Annotated in this window: 20 protein-coding genes; 10 read left to right on the forward strand and 10 right to left on the reverse strand. The window is 74.8% G+C overall.

The window, feature by feature from the left end:
* Positions 1-48 precede the first annotated feature (48 nt).
* Positions 49-783, forward strand: coding sequence for a response regulator (locus BJ989_RS10315; protein WP_179518138.1), 735 nt, complete (start codon positions 49-51; stop codon positions 781-783).
* Here the strand turns inward: BJ989_RS10315 and opgC are convergent.
* Positions 770-2,962, reverse strand: coding sequence for an OpgC domain-containing protein (gene opgC, locus BJ989_RS10320; protein WP_179518139.1), 2,193 nt, complete (start codon positions 2,960-2,962; stop codon positions 770-772). The genes BJ989_RS10315 and opgC overlap by 14 nt on opposite strands.
* A 105-nt stretch (positions 2,963-3,067) precedes the next feature.
* Positions 3,068-3,265, reverse strand: a complete 198-nt coding sequence (locus BJ989_RS10325) for a hypothetical protein (RefSeq protein ID WP_179518140.1) — start codon at positions 3,263-3,265, stop codon at positions 3,068-3,070.
* Between the two features lie 126 nt (positions 3,266-3,391).
* On the opposite strand from BJ989_RS10325, the gene BJ989_RS10330 reads away from it, so the two are divergent.
* The 4 genes from BJ989_RS10330 to BJ989_RS10345 all read left to right on the forward strand — a co-directional run bounded on the left by BJ989_RS10330 (position 3,392) and on the right by BJ989_RS10345 (position 7,567).
* A complete protein-coding gene (locus BJ989_RS10330) occupies positions 3,392-4,396 on the forward strand; it encodes an NAD(P)/FAD-dependent oxidoreductase (RefSeq protein WP_179518141.1) in 1,005 nt (334 codons plus the stop codon).
* Positions 4,397-4,478: 82 nt separating this feature from the next.
* Positions 4,479-5,747, forward strand: a complete 1,269-nt coding sequence (locus BJ989_RS10335; RefSeq protein ID WP_179518142.1) for a glycosyltransferase — start codon at positions 4,479-4,481, stop codon at positions 5,745-5,747.
* Entirely contained in the window at positions 5,741-6,460 is a 720-nt protein-coding gene (locus BJ989_RS10340) for a methyltransferase domain-containing protein (protein ID WP_179518143.1), read from the forward strand. Before BJ989_RS10335 ends, BJ989_RS10340 begins: the two co-directional genes overlap by 7 nt.
* Positions 6,461-7,567 carry a prenyltransferase gene (locus tag BJ989_RS10345; protein WP_343049248.1) on the forward strand — a complete coding sequence of 369 codons (1,107 nt, stop codon included), beginning with the start codon at positions 6,461-6,463 and terminating at the stop codon, positions 7,565-7,567.
* A gap of 27 nt (positions 7,568-7,594) precedes the next feature.
* On the opposite strand, the gene BJ989_RS10350 is transcribed toward BJ989_RS10345, so the two are convergent.
* Both BJ989_RS10350 and BJ989_RS10355 read right to left on the reverse strand, forming a co-directional pair.
* Complete coding sequence (locus tag BJ989_RS10350; protein ID WP_343049250.1) at positions 7,595-8,311, reverse strand: class I SAM-dependent methyltransferase; 717 nt, start codon at positions 8,309-8,311, stop codon at positions 7,595-7,597.
* 42 nt (positions 8,312-8,353) lie between these two features.
* Positions 8,354-9,244, reverse strand: coding sequence for a DICT sensory domain-containing protein (locus BJ989_RS10355; protein WP_179518144.1), 891 nt, complete (start codon positions 9,242-9,244; stop codon positions 8,354-8,356).
* Positions 9,245-9,300: 56 nt separating this feature from the next.
* On the opposite strand from BJ989_RS10355, the gene BJ989_RS10360 reads away from it, so the two are divergent.
* Positions 9,301-9,534 carry a hypothetical protein gene (locus BJ989_RS10360; protein WP_179518145.1) on the forward strand — a complete coding sequence of 78 codons (234 nt, stop codon included), beginning with the start codon at positions 9,301-9,303 and terminating at the stop codon, positions 9,532-9,534.
* Position 9,535: 1 nt separating this feature from the next.
* Complete coding sequence (locus tag BJ989_RS10365) at positions 9,536-10,381, forward strand: FHA domain-containing protein (RefSeq protein ID WP_218848792.1); 846 nt, start codon at positions 9,536-9,538, stop codon at positions 10,379-10,381.
* Positions 10,382-10,424: 43 nt separating this feature from the next.
* Here the strand turns inward: BJ989_RS10365 and BJ989_RS10370 are convergent, their stop codons facing one another.
* Both BJ989_RS10370 and BJ989_RS10375 read right to left on the reverse strand, forming a co-directional pair.
* Complete coding sequence (locus BJ989_RS10370) at positions 10,425-11,705, reverse strand: alpha/beta hydrolase fold domain-containing protein (protein WP_179518147.1); 1,281 nt, start codon at positions 11,703-11,705, stop codon at positions 10,425-10,427.
* A gap of 41 nt (positions 11,706-11,746) precedes the next feature.
* Entirely contained in the window at positions 11,747-12,508 is a 762-nt protein-coding gene (locus BJ989_RS10375; RefSeq protein WP_343049251.1) for a dienelactone hydrolase family protein, read from the reverse strand.
* 69 nt (positions 12,509-12,577) lie between these two features.
* Between BJ989_RS10375 and BJ989_RS10380 the strand changes: the two genes are divergently transcribed.
* Entirely contained in the window at positions 12,578-13,075 is a 498-nt protein-coding gene (locus BJ989_RS10380; protein WP_179518149.1) for a 2'-5' RNA ligase family protein, read from the forward strand.
* Positions 13,076-13,097: 22 nt separating this feature from the next.
* On the opposite strand, the gene BJ989_RS10385 is transcribed toward BJ989_RS10380, so the two are convergent.
* Positions 13,098-13,385 carry a DUF1905 domain-containing protein gene (locus BJ989_RS10385; RefSeq protein ID WP_179518150.1) on the reverse strand — a complete coding sequence of 96 codons (288 nt, stop codon included), beginning with the start codon at positions 13,383-13,385 and terminating at the stop codon, positions 13,098-13,100.
* A gap of 434 nt (positions 13,386-13,819) precedes the next feature.
* Between BJ989_RS10385 and BJ989_RS10390 the strand changes: the two genes are divergently transcribed.
* The gene (locus tag BJ989_RS10390) at positions 13,820-15,412 is read left to right on the forward strand and encodes a hypothetical protein (RefSeq protein WP_179518151.1); all 1,593 of its coding nucleotides are present in this window, start codon (positions 13,820-13,822) and stop codon (positions 15,410-15,412) included.
* Positions 15,413-15,651: 239 nt separating this feature from the next.
* Here the strand turns inward: BJ989_RS10390 and BJ989_RS10395 are convergent, their stop codons facing one another.
* Together BJ989_RS10395 and BJ989_RS10400 are read right to left on the reverse strand one after the other, a co-directional pair.
* On the reverse strand, positions 15,652-16,722 hold the full coding sequence (locus BJ989_RS10395) for a spore photoproduct lyase family protein (RefSeq protein ID WP_343049252.1): 1,071 nt from the start codon (positions 16,720-16,722) through the stop codon (positions 15,652-15,654).
* A 12-nt stretch (positions 16,723-16,734) separates the two neighbouring features.
* Positions 16,735-17,877: an SPL family radical SAM protein gene (locus BJ989_RS10400; RefSeq protein WP_246283429.1), complete on the reverse strand. Its 1,143-nt coding sequence runs from the start codon at positions 17,875-17,877 to the stop codon at positions 16,735-16,737.
* A 104-nt stretch (positions 17,878-17,981) separates the two neighbouring features.
* Between BJ989_RS10400 and BJ989_RS10405 the strand changes: the two genes are divergently transcribed.
* Positions 17,982-18,329, forward strand: coding sequence for a hypothetical protein (locus BJ989_RS10405; RefSeq protein ID WP_179518152.1), 348 nt, complete (start codon positions 17,982-17,984; stop codon positions 18,327-18,329).
* A 45-nt stretch (positions 18,330-18,374) separates the two neighbouring features.
* Here BJ989_RS10405 and BJ989_RS10410 read toward each other — a convergent pair whose 3' ends face one another.
* Complete coding sequence (locus BJ989_RS10410; protein ID WP_179518153.1) at positions 18,375-19,157, reverse strand: inositol monophosphatase family protein; 783 nt, start codon at positions 19,155-19,157, stop codon at positions 18,375-18,377.
* Positions 19,158-19,159: the final 2 nt, after the last annotated feature.

Here is a 19,159-nt window from a genome sequence, read left to right on the forward strand (position 1 = left end):
CAGGGAATGCCACGATGCGCCCAGCCGAGCGAGGACGGAGGTGCAGGCGTGCCGCAGCACACCGCCGTCGTGGTCGAGGATGACCCCGACATCGCCGAGCTCCTCCAGATCGCGCTCGAGGCCGTCGGCGTGACGAGCGAGCGGGCCACCACCGGGGCGGAGGCGGTCGAGCTGGTCCGCCGGCTCGATCCCGACCTGGTCACCCTCGACCTCACGCTGCCCGACATGGACGGCACCGAGGTGTGCCGGCGCCTGCGCGGGTTCACTGACTGCTACGTCGTCATGATCACGGGCCGCACCGAGGAGGTCGACCGCCTCGTCGGGCTCGAGATCGGCGCAGACGACTACCTCGCCAAGCCGTTCTCGCCTCGTGAGCTCGGCGCTCGCGCCGCAGCGCTGCTGCGCCGCCCCCGCGCCGGCGTGGCCCCTGCGGGCCCCGCCGCCACTGCGGCCCCGCCCGCGCCGGTCGCGGAGCCGGTCGAGGCCGGCGGGTTCCGCTACGACCCCGTGACGGGCACCGGTGTGCTCGGCGGCACCGCGGTCGCGCTGACGCCTGGGGAGGCCGACCTCCTCGCCACGCTGGCGGCGCGGCCGGGACACGCCTGGTCGCGCGCTGACCTGGTGCGGGAGGTCTACGACGGAGAGTTCATCGAGTCCGACTACCTCATCGACGTGCAGGTCGCGGGACTGCGTCGCAAGCTGCGACGCGCCGGCGCCGGCACCGGTTGGATCAGCACCGTCGAGGGCTCCCTCTACGCCTTCACCCCGCCTACTGCGGGATGACCGGGAAGAGCACGCGCCGCTTCACCAGCACCCACACGAGTGCGAGGGCGGCCGTGTGCAGCACGAGCCCCTGCCACCAGCTGCTGCGGTCGAGGCCCGGCAGGTTGCCGACCACCACGACGATCGGCACGTGGACGACGAAGACGTAGAGGCTGGCGCGGCCCAGCGGCTCGTAGAACCAGCCGAACGCCCGGTGCAGCGGCTGCCAGCAGCGGGTGAGCACCGCGTAGGCCACGACCAGGAAGAACGCCAGGTCCACCAGACGACCTGGGCGCAGCAGCACCCGGGTGTACTGCTCCCGCACGAACGCCTCGGCCTCGCCGCCCGGCAGCGGGGTCGGGAGGCCCTGTCCGGCGGCGAGCCACAGCCACCCGAGCGCGAGGGCGTAGCCGACCACCAGCGTCGACGTGACCACCAGGCCGAGGCGTGAGGTCAGCGCGGCGGTGACGCGCGCGCGGTGGTGGCCCAGCACCAGGCCGTGCGCGAAGGCGACCTGCCAGGCCAGCAGCGGGAAGACGTCGTCGAGCTGCGAGGGGAGCAGGTCGGGGTCCGCCAGCCACTCCCATGCGTAGAGCGCCCAGCTGGTGGCGAGCAGGAGCCACCAGCGGCCGGCGTCGACGAGCCGCATCGCGAGCGGCGTCACCAGGCTGAGCACCACGAAGAGGCCCATGATGTTGAAGACCCACGGACCCATCTGCAGCAGCAGGAACTGGCGCACGGCGTAGCCCTCGGGCGGCAGCCGCAGCAGGGCGTCGACGTTGGGGTAGAGGTCGTAGACCTGGCCGGCCACCGCGTCGCCACCGGTGCCGGTGCCGCGGTCGGTGAAGGTCGTGACGACCGACGTGTCGACCAGCGGCAGCAGCCCGACCAGGTAGACCAGGGCGACGACGGTCAGCGTGGTCAGGTAGAGCTTGCGGGCCCGTTTCCACATCGCGACGCTCGCCGCCCACGCGCCCACCTTGGCCACGGTGGGCCGCCAGACCATCCCGAGCACGACACCCGAGAGCAGCACGAACATCTCGGCGCCGGTGATGGCGCCCAGTGCATTGACGGTCACGTAGCTGTAGGGACCGGCGAGCTCGACGTGGGTGATGACGACGGCGAGGATGATGAAGCCGCGGAAGAGGTCGAGCCGGTCGTCGCGTGCCGAGCCGGGCGACGCGGCGTACGCCCAGGAGGGGCGCAGGCGGCCCACCACCCCCGCCGCGACGAAGACGGCGGCGAGGACCCCGGCGCTCAGGGCGAGCCACGAGAGCAGGGAGTAGCCGTCGCCCTCCCCGCCGACGGCGCCCGCACCCGACCACGCCTGCGTGACCGCGGTGTTGGACGTCTCCTGGTCGAGCACGCGCGAGACCGGCTCGAGCGAGACGGCCGAGGCGGCGAGGTCGGCGCGCAGTGCCCGAGCGAGCTCGTCGTCGGCCGTCGCGCGCCAGTCGACGACGTCGCCGCCCGCCTCGTCCTCGGCGCGGCGCTGCTCGAGCCACGACACCGCCCCCAGCGCGGGCTCCGGGTCCGCCAGCGCGAGCACCTGGCGCCACCACGCCCGCTTGACGGCGAGCTCGTCTGCGCCGGTGCGCTCGGTGTTGGCCAGTGCACCGGTGCGCAGCAGCAGGGGTCGCTCGCCGGGCACGGCGTAGCGCTCGACGAAGCCGCTCGCCCGGCCGTCGCCCGCCGGGACCGGTGCCGCGAGCCGGGCGGCCAGCGTGCCGTCGGGCGGCACCACGTCGTCGCCGAAGGACCCGTCGGGGCCGAACCACGACGAGCTGAGCCCCACCCAGTCGACGACGTCGTCACCGGGGTAGTAGGGCCCGTAGGGGTCGTCGCCTGCCGTCAGCTCGCCGTCGCCGGTGGTGTCCAGCGCCGGGTCGGTGGCCGCCCCGTCCTGCGCCGCGCCGTCCACCTGCCCGTACGCCGCGCCGAACGGGTAGCCGGCACCGTCGGCCGGCGCCCACACGCTCGCCACCCGCTCCGCGGCCCCGGCGGTCGTCGCGTCGACGGCCTCGGCGACGGCGCGGTAGGCGGTGACGAAGTCGGTGAGCTGCTGGCCCCACGGCTGCCAGGAGCCGTTCATCTCCGGCGCGAAGCTCACCAGCCAGCGCAGGTCGAGGTCGTCGGAAAGCCGGTCCAGCTCGCGCGCGAGCTCGGACGCCTCTCCCGCGCCGACCTCGGCGAGGGGCACCTGCGGATCGACCGCCAGCGAGGCCACCGCGCCCTGGCTCGCCGCATGCCGCGCGAACTGCCGCAGGAAGACCAGGTCGTCGCCGTCCAGCGGCAGGCCGACCCGTTAGCCGTAGAGCGACGGCGTCGCTCCCAGGCGGTCGGCGTAGGCCGCGGCGGAGTCCTGGCCCCAGTCCAGGGCGGGGCCGAAGCACGCGCCGTCCTCGGGCGGCTCGACAGCGGCGGCGGTGGATCCGGCAGACCCGCTGAGCGCGGGGGCCGCGAGCGCGAGCGCGGTGAGCAGGCCGAGCAGGAGGGCGCGCACGTGGTCCCTCCCGTAGCCGGTGCTCGGGCGGCGCCACGCTACCGCGCCGCCCCACCCGACGGGGGGAGGTCAGCCGGGGGCGCCGCGCCCCTCGACGGGGAGGCCACCGGCGAGCAGGATCAGCCCATGACCGTGCACGGGAACGCCGTCGAGACCGACCTGCTCGTCGTCGGCGCCGGCCCGACCGGGCTCTACGCCGCCTACTACGCCGGCTTCCGCGGGATGCGGGTCGCCGTGGTCGACAGCCTGCCCGAGCTCGGCGGCCAGATCACCGCGATGTACCCCGAGAAGGCGATCCTCGACGTCGCCGGCTTCCCCAGCGTCAAGGGACGCGACCTCGTCGCCGGCCTGGTGGCGCAGGCGGCGACCGCCGACCCGACGTACCTCCTGGAGCGCACCGCGCGCACCCTGCGCCAGCGCGACGAGTGCGTCGTGGTGGGCCTCGACGACGGCACCGAGGTCACCGCCGGCGCGGTGCTGGTGACGGCGGGCATCGGCACCTTCAGCCCCCGCCCGCTGCCGGCGGGGGAGGGCTGGCTCGGGCGCGGGCTCTCGTTCTTCGTGCCCAGCTTCGAGCCGTACGTCGACCGCGACGTCGTCGTCGTGGGCGGCGGCGACAGCGCCTTCGACTGGGCGCTGCACCTCGAGCCGCTCGCCCGCTCGGTGACCCTCGTGCACCGGCGCGACACCTTCCGCGCCCACGCGCGCACGGTCGAGCAGGTGCGGGCCTCCGCGGTCGAGGTCCTCACGAAGGCCGAGGTCACGACGCTGCGGGCAGCCCCCGAGGACCCGGACGGCCCCCTCGCCGAGGTCGACGTGACGGTCGGCTCGGAGGTGCGCACGCTGCCGGCCCAGGCCGTCGTCGCGGCCCTGGGCTTCCTCGCCGACCTCGGGCCGCTGCAGGAGTGGGGGGTCGAGGTGCGCAAGCGCCACGTCGTGGTGGACAGCGCGATGCGCACGAGCGTGCCGCGCGTCTTCGCCGCCGGCGACGTCACGGACTACGACGGCAAGGTGCGGCTGATCGCCGTCGGCTTCGGCGAGGCCGCGACGGCGGTCAACAACGCGGCCGTCGTCGTCGACCCGACGGCCCACGTCTTCCCCGGGCACTCCAGCGAGGCTACCGACGGTTAACCTTCTCGCGCGGCACGCGCCCGCGGGCCCGGCCCGGCGGCGACGCGGTCGCCCGAGCAACCGAGGAATCGAGGTCACGGCCGTGCGCGTCGCGCTGCTGTCCTACCGGAGCAAGCCGCACTGCGGCGGCCAGGGCGTCTACGTGCGCCACCTGAGCCGTGAGCTGGTGCGGCTGGGCCACAGCGTCGAGGTCTTCTCCGGCCAGCCCTACCCCGAGCTCGACGAGGGCGTCGTGCTGACGAAGGTGCCGAGCCTCGACCTCTACCGCGAGCCCGACCCCTTCCGGGTGGTGTGGCCCTGGCAGATGCGCGACCGGGTGGACCTCGAGGAGTTCCTCACCATGTGCACCGCCGGCTTCCCGGAGCCGAAGACCTTCAGCACCCGCGTCGCGCGGCTGCTGGCGGGCCGGCGCGGCGACTTCGACGTGGTCCACGACAACCAGGTGCTGGGCTACGGCATGCTCGACGTGGCCCGACACTTCCCGGTGGTGACGACCATCCACCACCCGATCACCTTCGACCGGCGCATCGACCTCGCCGCGGCCACCACCTGGCGCCGGCGCCTGAGCCTGCGGCGGTGGTACGGCTTCCTGCGGATGCAGGGCAAGGTGGCCCGCGCCCAGGAGCGCATCCTCACCGTCTCGGAGTCGTCGCGGCGCGACATCGCCGCCGACTTCGGCGTCGACCCCGCGCGCATCGACGTCGTGCCGCTGGGCGTCGACGACGTCTTCGGGCCGCCGGACGCGCCGCGCGTGCCGGGCCGCATCGTCGCGATGGCCAGCGCCGACGCGCCGATGAAGGGCATCGCGACGCTGCTCGAGGCCTTCGCCAAGCTCCGCACCGAGCGCGACGTCGAGCTGGTGCTGGTGACCCGGCCGCAGCCGGGCGGGCGCACCGAGCAGCTCATCGAGAGCCTGGCGATCGGCGACGCGGTCAGCTTCGTGCACGGCATCAGCGATGAGGAGCTCGTGCGGGTCATGGGCTCGGCCGAGGTCGCCTGCGTGCCCTCGCTCTACGAGGGCTTCTCGCTGCCCACCGCCGAGCTGATGGCCTGCGAGACCCCCCTGGTGGTCTCGCGGGCGGGCGCTATCCCGGAGGTGGTCGGCCCCGACGGCGAGTGCGCCGACCTGGTCACCCCCGGTGACGTCGGCGAGCTCGAGGCCGCCCTGGCCGCCCTGCTCGACGACCCCGCCCGCCGCGAGCAGATGGGCCGCGCCGGTCGCCGGCGCGTGCTCGAGCACTTCAGCTGGCGTGCCGTGGCGGCGGCCACCGCCGCGCACTACGAGGACGCGATCGCGCGTGCCGCCGGCACGCCCACCGCCCACCGCTCCGAGGAGGACACCCCGTGCTGACCGTCGACTTCGACCGCCTCGGCCTGCGACCCGGCGAGCGGGTGCTCGACATGGGCTGCGGCGCCGGGCGCCACGCCTTCGAGATGTACCGCCGCGGCGCCGACGTCGTCGCCTTCGACCAGGACGCCGACGAGCTCGCGGGCGTGCGAGACCTCTTCGGGGCGATGAAGGAGGCCGGCGAGGTGCCCGACGGCGCCGAGGCCGACGTCAAGGAGGGCGACGCGCTCGCGCTGCCCTTCGCCGACGGCGAGTTCGACCGGGTCGTCGCCGCCGAGGTGCTCGAGCACGTGCCGGCGGACATCCAGGCCATCGCCGAGCTGGCCCGGGTGCTGCGCCCCGGCGGCACGCTGGCGGTCTCCGTGCCGCGCTGGTTCCCCGAGGTCGTCAACTGGAAGCTCAGCCACGACTACCACGACACCCCCGGCGGCCACATCCGCATCTACACCGACGCCGAGCTCGTCGACAAGGTGACGCGGGCCGGCCTCGTGCTCACCGGCAAGGACTACGCCCACGGCTTGCACACGCCGTACTGGTGGATCAAGTGCGCGGTCGGCGTGCACGACGACGACCACCCGCTGGCGAAGGCCTACCACCGGTTGCTGGTGTGGGAGATCATGCGCCAGCCGCGGGTGCTGCGGTGGGCCGGCAAGGTCCTCGACCCCGTCATCGGCAAGAGCATGGTGCTCTACTTCCGCAAGCCCGAGGTCGGCTGAGTGGAGCCCGAGGCGCTGACGCCGGCGGCGCTCGGGGCAGTGCCCTACGTCGAGGGCGTGCTCACCGCCGAGCAGGTCGCCGAGACCGCCGCGTCCATCGTGCGGATGCAGGAGCCGAGCGGAGCCGTGCCGTGGACCACCGGCGAGCACACCGACGTGTGGAACCACGTCGAGGCCGCCATGGCGATGCTCGTCGGCGGGCAGGTCGAGGCGGCCGAGCGCGCGCTGCGCTGGGTGCCGACGCTGCAGCGCGCCGACGGCTCGTGGCCGATGAAGGTCGTGGCGGGCGAGGTCGAGGACGCCCGCGGCGAGGTCAACATGTCGGCCTACCTCGCCGTCGGGCTCTGGCACCACTGGCTGGTGCGCCGCGACGCCGCGTTCGTGCGCGAGCTGTGGCCCGCGGTGCGCGCCGGGCTCGACTGGGTGGTCTCGCAGCAGCTGCCCTTCGGCGGCGTCAACTGGACGCCCACCGACCAGGGCGCGCTGCTGGCCGGCTCCTCCAGCATCTACCAGTCGCTGCGCGCCGGGCTGGCGCTCGCGGAGGTGCTCGACGACCCTCAGGTCGAGTGGGAGCTCGCCGGCGGTCGCCTCGGCCACGCCGTGCGCCACCACCGCGACCTGTTCCTGGACAAGTCGACCTTCTCGATGGACTGGTACTACCCGGTGCTGGGCGGGGCCGTGCGCGGGGCCGCCGGCCTGACGCTGCTCGAGTCGCGCTGGGACGACTTCGTGGTGCCGGGCCTGGGGGCGCGCTGCGTCGACACGAACCCGTGGGTCACGGCCGCCGAGACCTCCGAGCTGGTGATGGCGCTCGACGCCGTCGGCGAGCACCAGCGGGCGCGGACGCTGCTCGCCGACGTCCAGCACCTGCGCCACAGCGAGGGGCGCTACTGGACCGGCTGGGTCTTCGGCGACGACGTCGTGTGGCCCCACGAGTGGACGACCTACACCGCGGCCGCCGTCGTGCTCGCCGTCGACGCGCTCGGCGAGCACTTCGGGCACGCCACGCCCGGCTCCGGCATCATGCGCGGCACCTCGCTGGCGCCGCACCCGCCCGAGCTGGCGCTGGAGTGCGGCTGCCCGTCGGGGGCGACGGTCGCGCGCTAGTCGACGGGGGCGACGATATCGCCGGGGTCAGTCGACGGGGTCGCCGGCCGCGCCGCGCACGCGGCGCAGCACGCGCACCGACCCGCGGGCCTCGACCTCGGCGAAGTCGCCGCTGCCGACGGCGCGCAGGAACACGTCGTACGGCGGTCGGCCGCCGTCGGCGGGGTCGGGGAAGACGTCGTGGATGACCAGCAGGCCGTCGCGGTCGACCCAGGGCGCCCAGCCGGTGTAGTCGGCGTGGGCGTGCTCCTCGGCGTGGCCGCCGTCGACGAAGAGCATCGACAGCGGCGTGCGCCAGTGGCCCGAGACCGTGCGCGAGCGCCCGACCACCGCGACGACGTGCCCCTCCAGCCCCGCGCGCTCCAGGGTGCGCCGGAAGACGGGCAGGGTGTCCATGAGCCCCGACTCGGCGTCGACCAGGCTCGCGTCGTGGTGCTCCCAGCCGGCCTGGTTCTCCTCGGAGCCGCGGTGGTGGTCGACGGTGAAGACGGTGCCGCCGACCTCCCGGGCGGCGGCACCCAGCCAGATCGCCGACTTGCCGCAGTAGGTGCCGACCTCGAGGACGGCGCCGTAGGGCAGCCGCTCGCGTGCGAGCCGGTGCAGCAGTGCTCCCTCGTCCTCGGGCATGAAGCCCTTCGCGGCGCGGGCGTGCTCGAGCAGGTCGACCGGCATCAGCGCGAGGTCGGCGGAGACGGCGGCGGCCGCGGCTGAGGCGGCGTCCTGGGAGGACGGGGTGGTGGTCACCGTCGGACCTTAGCCACCCCCGGGCGCGGGGTGCGCGCGGCGTCAGCGCACGGCGTACCGGTCGACGTAGGCGACGACGCGGTTGAACATCTCGGTCACCGCGGCGAGGTCCGTCGTGCCCGGCGGGGGAGCGTCGGCCATCGCGTAGAGCGCCTCGGCGCCCGCAGGGGTCGAGTCGGCCGCGATCGAGGCGGCGGCGCGCGCGGCGGTGCGCACGGCGACGGGGTCGACGGTCCAGATCGCCTCGAAGACGCGGTCGCGGTCGCGGACGTCCTGGCCCGGCACCTCCCACGCGGTGAGGGCGGCCGGCAGGTCGGGGGCGTCGCAGACCAGACCCCACTCGCGACGCATGGGGGAGTCCTCGGCCAGCGGCACCCGCAGCGGGCGGCCGCGGCGGGGCTCGTCGGGGCCCTCGACGCTCGGGAAGTCGGCGTAGACCAGCGTCGAGCGGGAGACGCGTGCCAGCTCGGTCCACCGCGCCTCGGCCGCCTGGTAGTACTTCTCGCGCTGGAAGGCACCGAAGAGCCGCGGCTCGGAGGCACGGGCGCAGAACTCGTCCTCGATCGCCCACGACAGCGCGAGGAGGGTCGACTTGCGCAACCGGTGGACCGCGAGGCGGGGGTGCTCGCGGCGCAGCTCGGCGAAGACCGAGCGCGCGGGGGGCGCCGGGTCGTGCAGCCGGGTCAGCGCGTCGGCGATGGCGACGTCGAGGCGGGTGCCGCCGTCGCGGCGGCGCACGACCTCGCGGACGACCTCGACGGTCGACTCGTCGTAGCGGCGGTGGCCGCTCTCGCGGCGGTGGGCCACCGGGAAGCCGTGGCGGGTCTCCCAGGCGCGCAGGGTCGCGGGGCTGAGCCCGGTGCGGTCGGCGAGGTCGCCGATCGTGAGGTGCTCGGTCGCGGACCCTTGCTTCAACTTCGACGTCGTGTGCATAGTGGACACCCTACACCTCGACAACCTGTCGAGGTAAACACCTGGAGGAGAGAGCAATGGCGCTCAGCACCCAGTCCTACGACGGCACCACCGACGAGGTCGTCGACTGGACCGACCTCGGCCGCACCATGTGGGAGTTCCTCACCGGCCGGCAGGCCGCCATCCACTACACCTTCGAGCAGATGAGCGTGGAGGTGCCGCGCGACACCGGCGCCAACGCGCCGCGGGCGACCTGGAAGGTCGACGGCACGCTCACGATCACCACGACCGACAACGCCGGCCGGGGCTGACGTGGCGACCGTGGTGGGCGCCGACCTCCGCTTCGAGGTCGCGACGCCCGGCGGTCGCTCCGCGCACGGCCACCTCCACGGGGAGGGCAGCCGGCTGCGCCTCGACGTCGACGACCCCGGCCTCTTCGCCGGGGCGGGCGACGCCCCCGCGGTCCGCGACCTCGCCGAGACCCTCGCCCGGCGCGGGGTCTGCGTGCAGGTGTTCTCCGCCGACCGCCACCTGGTCACCCTCGGCGCCGTCTCCGCGCCCTGGTGGCAGCGCCGGGTGACCCGCTCGCGGAGGATCCGGCTCGGCAGCCTCCGCGGGGCCTGGACCTCCGCGCGGGCGAAGGCCGGCGGCCACGAGACCGTCCTGCCCGACTCGGGCCTCCTGCCCGCGCCGACGCTCGCGCCGCTCTTCCCGACCTTCGCGCGGCGCTCACGCCGCGGCGTGACGACCACCCACGACCCCGCCGGCGGCGGCTCACCGCGCCTGGTGCTGGTCAAGACCGACGTGTGGGCCGGCGAGCGCCAGCCCGTGCTGTGGCTGCAGGAGGAGGCGGTCATCGGCAGCGACCCGTCCTGCGACCTCGTCCTCCCCGGCCTCGCGCCGCGCCACGCGCGGGTGCGGCACGACGAGCACGACGAGTACGTCGTGGAGCAGCTCGACGGACCGGTCCGGGTGCACGGCGGGCGGGTGGAGTCGCAGCTGCTGCGCACCGGCTCGCGCGTCGGGCTCGGCCCCCACCGGCTCGTCTACTACCGCGAGGAGCACGCCGACCACGGGCGGCCCTACGGCGGTCGCGTCGGCGGCGAGCTCGGCCGCCAGCGACCGCAGCCACCGCGGCAGCGGCCGGCGTCGGGCTGAGCCGGGGCCGGCGTCGCGGGCGGGTCAGGAGGGGCCGCCGGGCTCAGGACCGGAGCTCGGCGGCCTCCGCGACCGGGGTGCGACCGTGGCGCCAGCCGGCCCAGTGCCAGTGCAGCCAGCGGTCGATGCCACACACGACGTGGGCGCTGCGGATCGACAGCAGGGTGTCGAAGGCGTGCTGCGTGCCGGGGAGCTCGACGTAGGTCACGCTGCGCCGCGACGTGCGTCGCAGCTCCTCGACGAAGAGGCGCGCCTGGTCGACCTGCACGAGGGTGTCGACGACCCCGTGCAGGACGAGGAAGTCGGGGGCGTCGGGAGTGACGCGCAGGATCGGGGAGGCGGCCTCGAAGACCTCGGGCGCGTCGCGCCAGCGCCGCCGGGCGACCCGTGGGGCGAAGAAGCCGTCGCGCATCTGGCGGGCCGTGCGCAGGCCGGTCGCGCCGGCGAGGTCGTAGACGCCGTAGAACGGCACGCACGCCTGCACCGAGGTGTCGGCGTCCTCGAAGCCCGGCTGGAAGGCGGGGTCGCCCGGGGTGAGGGCGGCGAGCGCGGCGAGGTGGCCGCCCGCCGAGCCGCCGGTGATCGCGACGTAGTCGGGGTCGCCGCCGTAGGCCGCGACGTGCTCCTTGACCCAGGCCAGCGCCCGCTTGACGTCCACGACCTGCGCCGGCCAGGGGTGGCGGGGCGCGAGGCGGTAGTTCACCGCCACGCAGACCCAGCCCTTGGCGGCCATCCGGTGCATCAGGGCGAGGCCCTGGTGGCGCTTGCTGCCGACGGTCCACGCGCCGCCGTGCACCTGCACCAGGACGGGGGCACCCTCGACGGGCTGCTCGGGGCGGTAGACGTCGAGGCTGAGGCGGCGGCCGCCCTCGGCGTACGCGATGTCGCGCTCGACGCGCACGCCGGGCTCGGCGAGCCGGTGCGGCTGCGCCACCCGGCGCCACGGCACCCGGAGCTCGGCTGGGGTGGGCGGGGTGTCGAGCTGCTCGACGTAGTCGACGCCGAGGCCCTCGACCAGCGCCTCCTCGACCAGGCGACCGGTGGCCAACGAGCCGCGCACGACGCCGGCCAGCGCCACCGAGCTGGCGGCGGCGAGGGCGAGGCCGGCCCGGCTCGGCCCGCCGCGCTCCGGTCGGCGCGACGGGCGGTGGCGCACCAGCTCCGCGGTGGTGTCGACCGCGGTGAGGGCGAGCACGTGCGGGGCGAGCTCGGAGGTGAGCCAGCCGGCGCCGAAGGCGGGCAGGCCGACACGCGGGCCCCGCAGGGGGCGCACGGCGTTGGCGGCGAGCGCGGCGGTCAGCAGGCGGCGGCGGAGGTACGGCACCCGCCCGATGCTAGCCGGGTGCTGGACGCGGGTTCAGTAGGTCACGGGGCCGGGTCGGAGGCCCGCAGCTTCTCGTCGAGGAAGGCGAGCACGCGCTCGACGGCCTCGGGTCGCCGGTGGGTCGTGACCGTGCTGTGGCCGGCGCCCTCCAGCTCGACGCGCAGGAACGCGTCGCCGAGCTCGCGGGTGAGGGTCTCGAAACGGGTGCCGACGGCCGGGTCCCGGCGGAAGCGAAGGCCCAGCACCTCGCAGCCGCCGGCGGCGCGGCGCTTGACCGTCGCGAGGTCGGCGGGGGAGAGGTTGAGGTCGGCGGCGCGCGCCCGGCCGACCGGGAACGGCGCGGACGGTTGGCAGAGCACCGGCGCGGCGACGGTGTCGTCCACCATCATCGCCAGCGCGAAGCCGCCCGTGAAGCACATCCCGAGGGCGCCGACGCCCGGTCCGCCGAGCTCGTCGTGCAGCTCGCGGGCGAGGCTGCGGAGCCACCCGGCGACCGGCGTGGTCTCGCCGGTGGCGAGCTTGGTGAACTCCCGGCTCACGCACACCTCGCGGAAGGCCTTCGCGACCGTGACCGGCCCGAGGCCCGCCCCAGGGGTGCCGAAGAGGTGCGGCAGCACCACGGTGAACCCCGCCGCGACCACCTCGTCCGCGAAGCGGACGACGTCGGGCGTGATGCCGGGGATCTCGTGGACCACCACGACACCGGGCCCGCTGCCCTTCCGGTAGGTCGGGTGGGTGGTCGGGGTGCCGTGGACGGGCGCGGTGTGCTCCCCGCGGGTCCAGGAGGCGAGCAAGTCGGTCACGGCGGCGATCATGCCCGTCGACCTAGGGTCGGGGCGACGCGCCGCGCGGTGCGGGTGAGGGGTGGTCGGGTGCCGCTGCACGCGGTCGAGCTGCTGGCCGACGAGGCCGGGGACCACGTCGTACGCCGTGACTGGGCCTCGTTGCACGACGCGGGGCTGCCCTCCCAGCTCGACCACACCGGCGCGACCAACGCCCCCCACGTCACGCTGCTCGCCGCGCCGGCGCTGCCGCCCGACGAGGAGGTGGTGCGCCTGCTCGCGCCGCTGCTGCCGCTCGAGGTGCGCCCAGCCGGACTGCTGGTGCTGGGCGGTCGGCGGGTCACCGTCGCGCGGGCCCTCGACGTGCCCGACCCGCTGGTGGCCGCGGTCGCCGAGCTGCGCCGCGGGCTGGCGGAGCTGCCGCACCAGGGGTGGCTGCCCCACGTGACGCTCGCGCGCCGCGTCGACCGGGCGCAGGTGCAGGCCGTCGTCGACGTGCTCGGCTGGGAGGACGTCCCCCTGCGCCTCACGACACTGCGCCGGTGGGACCCCGAGGCCGGCGAGGTGACGGTGCTGGCGCGGGGGTGAGCCCGGCGCGGCCTCGCGCCCGTCAGAGGTCGACGGTCAGCCGGAGGTCGACGACGTCGCCCTCGGCCACCTGCTCCGCGCGTCGTGCCGCCAGCTTGAGCGGCACGAGGTAGGTGCCGTCCTTCGGCCACAGCGACGTGGTCCAGGTCGTCGCGCCCATCCGCACCGCCACCGGCACCATCCCCCAGCCGTAGGTCACCGCCGCCGCGGTCTCCCGCAGCTCCTCCGCCTCGTCCTCCGGCACCGCCACGAAGTGGTGCGGCGCCGGCCCCCGCCAGCAGAACACCGGCCCGCTGAACTGCAGCTCCACCCCGCCACGCTACTCCCCGCCACCGGTCCCCGCCGCCGACCTGAGGTCGAGGGGTCACGCGCTGCTCTGCGGTCGAGGGGTCGCGCGTTGCGCACTCGCCGAGGGGTCGCGCGTTGCGCTTCGGTCGAGGGGTCGCGCGTTGCGCTCGCGTCGAGGGGTCGCGCGCTGCGCACTCGCCGAGGGGTCGCGCGCTGCGCACTCGCCGAGGGGTCGCGCGCTGGGCTCGCATCGAGGGGTCACGCGCTGCTCATCCGCCGAGGGGTCACGCGCTGGGGCGTTCGGGTGGTCAGGGAAGCCCACCGGGACCGTGTCGAGGCGGAGATCCCGGCGAATTGTGGGCCGTTGCTCGTGCACAGGTCGACGGGCTGGATCCGTTGTCCACAGCCAGATCCACGCTGGCGGCGACTGTCGGTGGTGGCTGCTTGACTTCTCTCATGACCACCAGCCCGGCACCCGAGCTCGACACCGCGATCGCGGTGCTCGACCGCGCCGGCGAGGCGGTCTTGGCGCAGCGTCGCTGGGATGCGGAGCTGATGCGGGCCGCGTGTGCATGGGCTGATCTGCACCCCGCCGACGCCCTGGATGCAGCGACGGTGGCCGGCACGTACGGCGACACCGCCCTGAAGGTCGCCGGTGCCTATGCGCCGGGGGTGACGGAGTTCGCGGTGGCGGAGTTCGCGACCCGGCTGGGGCGGTCCACCACCTCCGGTGCCGCCTACCTCGGCCAAGCACTCGTGTGCCGCCACCTGCTGCCCCGGTTGTGGGACGCGGTGCAGGCGCACCGGGTGGACGGGTGGCGTGCCCGCCTCGTCGCCCGCATGGTCCTCGGGAAGGGCCTCACCCCCGAAGCAGCCGGGTGGGTGGACCGCCACGTGACACCGGTGGCGCAGACCATCGGCGCCACCACCCTCGAACGCCTCGTCGCCGAGGCGTTGGCGCGGTTCATGCCCGACGAGGCCGAGCTCGCCCAGGCCGAGGCACGGGAGCAGCGGCGGTTCGAGGTGCACCTGGACGCCCGCCCCGGCGATGACTTGACGGGGACGGTGGACGCGAGCGGGTGTTTCGACCTGCCCGACGGGATCACCATCCACGACGCCGTCACGGAGGAGAAGCAGCGGCTACGTGCCCTCGGCGCCACCGCCGAGCCGGGACCACTGTCGGCGCAAGCCCTGCTCAACCTCGTCGTACGGGGCTCCGACGGCGTGTCCGCGCAAGCCACCCTCGACCTGGTGACCGTGGACGGGGGTCGAGCAGCGAGCCCCGGCGAGCGTGTCGAGACCCCCGAGACTCCTGCGGGTCAGTCGTCGCCGCGGCAGCGACGGAGGTATCTGCTGCACCTGCACCTGTCCGACGCCGTCCTGCGCACCTCGATGTTCCCTGGTCGTCTGGCTGCCGGGGACGGGGCGGTGGGTCGGGTGGAGGAGACCCGGGCACCGGTGACCGCGGCCGCGATCCGCGACTGGCTCACCACCGCCGGGATCGACGGGGTCGCACCCCACGTGACGGTGCTGCCGGTGCTCGACCTGAACGAGGCCGTGCACACCGAGGCCTACGAGGTGCCACGCCGCCTGGCCCACCAGACCGCTCTGACCCACCTGACGTGCGTGTTCCCGTGGTGCGGCCGGGCCGCCCGCAGGTGCGACCACGACCACGCCGTCCCCTACAACTCGGTCGACCGTGCTGGCGAAGCGGACGCGGCGGGCGAGGCGGGCGAGGCAACCATTGGGCCCGCGGGCGGGCCGACCTGTTCTTGCAACATCGCGCCGCTGTGCCGCTCGCACCACCGGTTGAAGACCCACGGACACGCTGCGACCCGCTGGACCCTCACACCCGCTGGTGCCGGGGCGTGGCTGTGGCGGTCACCGCACGGGGCGCACTACCTGCGCGACCACACCGGCACCCGACCACTCGATGGGCCACTCGACGGACCCCTCGCGCATGACACTGGACCACCCGACGCCGGGCCGTCCCGTGATGCTGCCCGGCCGCACGAGGCCGACACCGGTCCACCCGCACCCGCGGACTGACCACAGCGCGTACGCCACCGGGTCTCGACACGGGCCTGACGGCCCTGCTCGAGCAACGAACGAGGACGTCCGGTCCTCGCAAGCCCCCACTCGACGACAGCCCGCACCCCGACACCGGGGTGACGGGCTCGTCGTGCTGCCCCGACCAGCGGGACCGTCCGGGTGCGGGGGTCTGGCGCGGGCCTGGCGGCCCTGCTCGACCACCGAAGGCGTGGCGGCACCCCCTCGACGCAGCGGGGTCAGAAGGCGTAGCGCACCCGGCAACCCGGGAGGCGCTGCTCGACGAGGTCGGTCAGCTGGCCGACCCAACGGCCCTTCCAGCCGGTGCGGTAGCGGACGTTGCGCTGGCCCGACTGCGACACCTTGGGCTGCTGCAGGTCAGGGCGCCACAGCTGGTCCTCGCCGCGCGGGTGCCAGCCGAGGTTGACCTCGTGCAGCTGCTCGTTGTGCGTGAGGAAGATGATCTCGCAGGCCAGCTGAGCGCGCGCTCGCTGCCCCACGCCGTCGGCCACCTGCTGGAGCAGCTCGTCCCACTGCGCGAGCCAGCCCTCGTGGACGACGACGGGGGAGAAGTTCAGGTGGACCTCGTAGCCAGCCTCGACGAAGTCGTCGATCGCCGCGATCCGCTCGGCGATGCGCGACGTGCGCAGGTCGAGGACCTTCGACTGCTCCTCCGGCATGAGGGAGAAGCGCACCCGGGTCCCGCCGCGGGGATCCCAGGTGAGCAGGTCGCGGTTGACGAACTTCGTCGCGAACGAACCCCTCGCGCCCGGCAGCCGCGCGAACAGGTCGACCAGGTCGCGGACGTTGTCGGAGACGAGCGCGTCGACGGAGCAGTCACCGTTCTCGCCCAGGTCGTAGACCCAGTCGACGGGGTCCACCTGGTTCGGCTCGGTCTTGGGTCCCTGCCGCCCGGCGTGCCGCTCGAGGTAGCCGAGGATGCGCTCGATGTTGACGAAGACCGTGATCGGGTTGGCGTAGCCCTTGCGGCGCGGCACGTAGCAGTAGGAGCACGCCATCGCGCAGCCGTTGGACGTCGACGGCGCGATGAAGTCGGTCGAGCGACCGTTCGGGCGAGCGGCGAGCGACTTCTTCTCACCCAGCACGAGCACCTCGCGCTTGTTGCGCACCCAGTCCGCGACCGCCCCGGCGTTGCCGTGCAGTGCCGGGATCGCCTGGTGGCTGAGCACCTCGACGCGCTCCGCGTCGGGGAAGCGGGCGAGCACCTCCGCGCCGCGCGCGAAGCGGTCGATGCCCGGCTCGTGGAAGATCGTGCGGACGTCGAGCATCCGCTCCGCATGCGTGCGCACCGAGTCGCCCCCTCAGGTCCAGTAGAGCAGCGGCGCGCCCGGGAGCCGCTCGGCCACGGCGTCGGTGAACCACGCCTTCATCTCGGCCATCGTCTCGCGGGGGTAGACGTGCTTGACGCCCCCGAACTTGGTCCGCTTCTCGGCGCGCTGCGACTCGTCCATCTCGAGCCGGGTGCGCGGGTACCACCCCGTCAGCACCTCCTTGCTCGCCGGCGTGAAGCGGTGGGTGATGAGCTCGACGGTGAGGTCGAGCCCGGGCACGTCGGCGGTGGCGGCCGCCGCGGCGTCCAGCAGACCGGCGTACGACGTCTGCCAGCCGTCGACGGGCATGACCGGGGCGACCGTCAGCCCGACGGGGTAGCCCGCGAGCGCCATCCGCCGCAGCGCCGCGAGCCGGGCCGCGACCGGGGCCGTGCCCCCCTCGAAGCGGTCGGCGACCTCGTCCACGTTGACCGAGGCGCGCATGCGGGTGCGGCCGCCGTGGGGGAGGTCGAGCAGCTCGTCAACGCCGGCGTACTTGGTGGTGAAGCGCAGGGAGGCGTCGCCGTGCTCACCGCGACCGACGCGCGCGATCGCCGCGCCGAGCGAGCCGGTGAGGTGCTCGAGGCCGAGCGGGTCGGTGTAGCAGGACAGCTCGAAGGTGGTGCCCTCGTGGCCCCGCGCGTCGGTGCCGCTGGTGACGCCGCCCCGGCCCACGTGGGTGTCGATGCCGGCGAGCACGTCCTCGAGGTTGGCGTGCACGCGGGTGATGGGCGGTCCCGAGAGGGAGCCGGCGAGGTAGCAGTACTGGCAGTGCGCGGGGCAGCCGCGCGCCAGGTCGAGACGCCAGTCGGCGCTGGGCGGGATCGGCTGCGGCTTGAGCACGCTCGGCGGCGCGACCACCAGCGCCATGGTCGCCTTGGCACGGGCGTAGACCTCGCGCTCGGAGCCCTCGGACAGCCCGGTGATGCGGTCGGAGGTGAGCATCCGGACGTCGGTGACGCCCGCGGCCTCGCAGCGGCGCAGCACCTCGGCGGTGTGCGGGCGCTCGGCCGCCGAGCGGGTCACGAGCACGTGGCGGGGCACCCACGGGCGCGGTGTGCGTCGCGCGGGTGCGGGCCGCGCGGCGAGGTCCTGGTCGGAGGTGGTGGGCGCGGGGGAGAGGGTCTGCGTCATCACCCTGCACAACACGGGCCGGCGGCCTCGACATCCCCCGACGTGGCCACCCGCAGGGGTGGCAACGGCAGCATCCTCTCGAGCGAGGCGGGTACGGACCCGAGGTGAGCCACCGACACCACGACCGTGCCCTCCTCGCCGCCGCCCGCACCACGGTGGCGGCGCTCGTCGCCGCCCTGGCCGTGCTCCTGCCCGCAGCAGCGGTGTCGCCCGCCTCGGCCACCACTGCCGCCTCCGCTGCCGCCCCGGCGGCCGCCCCCGCCGCGGTCGGCACCGAGGACCTGCAGGACGACGACGAGCCGGTGGGCGTCGACGAGTCCGAGTCGGAGCCCTCCGACGGCAACGACGACAGCACGACCCTCGTGGTCATCGCGATCGTCGTCGCCGTCCTCGTCGCGCTGCTCGTCGGCGGCGCGCTGCTGCGCCGCAAGCAGGACCGCGGCCGCCGCTGAGCGGCCCCCTCGGCCGGCGCCGACGTCGTCGAGGCGGCGCTCGACCTACAGACCCGGCAACGCGTGCAGCAACGAGCGCACGTGCTCGTAGGTCGCCTCGTCGGCCGCTGCCACCAGCCCGGTCGGGGCGTCGTCCTGCGGCCGGTAGGGCCGGCCGTCGAAGGTGCCGACGACCCCGCCGGCCTCGCGCAGCAGCAGCGAGCCCGGCGCGTGGTCCCACGGCTTGGCCCGGCGGTAGAGCGCGTAGTCGGCCTCGCCCTCGGTGAGCCGGGGGTAGTCGACGCCGCAGCACACCCAGGTCAGGTCGAGCGCCCGCAGCGTGCCGAGCGCCTGCCCGATCCAGGTGCGCCGTGAGGTGACTCCGCGCAGCTCGTCGGCAGCCGGCGGCCGCACGAGCCGCTCCCCGTCGCGGAAGGCCCCCGCCCCGCGCTCGGCGACGTAGGCGACCTCGTGCTGCGGCTGCCAGATCCAGCTGCGCACGACCTCGCCGCCGCGCACCTCCGCGGCCATCACCGCGTGGTCGGGTGAGCCGTGCACGAAGTTGCGGGTGCCGTCGACGGGGTCGACCGTGAACGCGTGGTCCGCGGCGCGGAACCGCTCGACCAGCGTCGGGTCGCCCGCCTCGGCCTCCTCGCCGAGGACCAGCGCACCGGGGTACGCCGCGCGCAGCCGGGCGGTGATCAGCACCTCGGCCTCGCGGTCGGCGACCGTGACGAGGTCACCGGGGTTCTTCTCCGCCACGTCGTCGGAGGACAGGCTGCGGAAGCGCGGCACGACCACCTCGTCGGCGACCTCGCGCAGCAGGGTCAGCACCTCGTCGGTCTCCACCT

This window comes from Nocardioides perillae (genome assembly GCF_013409425.1).
GTDB classification, from domain to species: domain Bacteria; phylum Actinomycetota; class Actinomycetes; order Propionibacteriales; family Nocardioidaceae; genus Nocardioides; species Nocardioides perillae.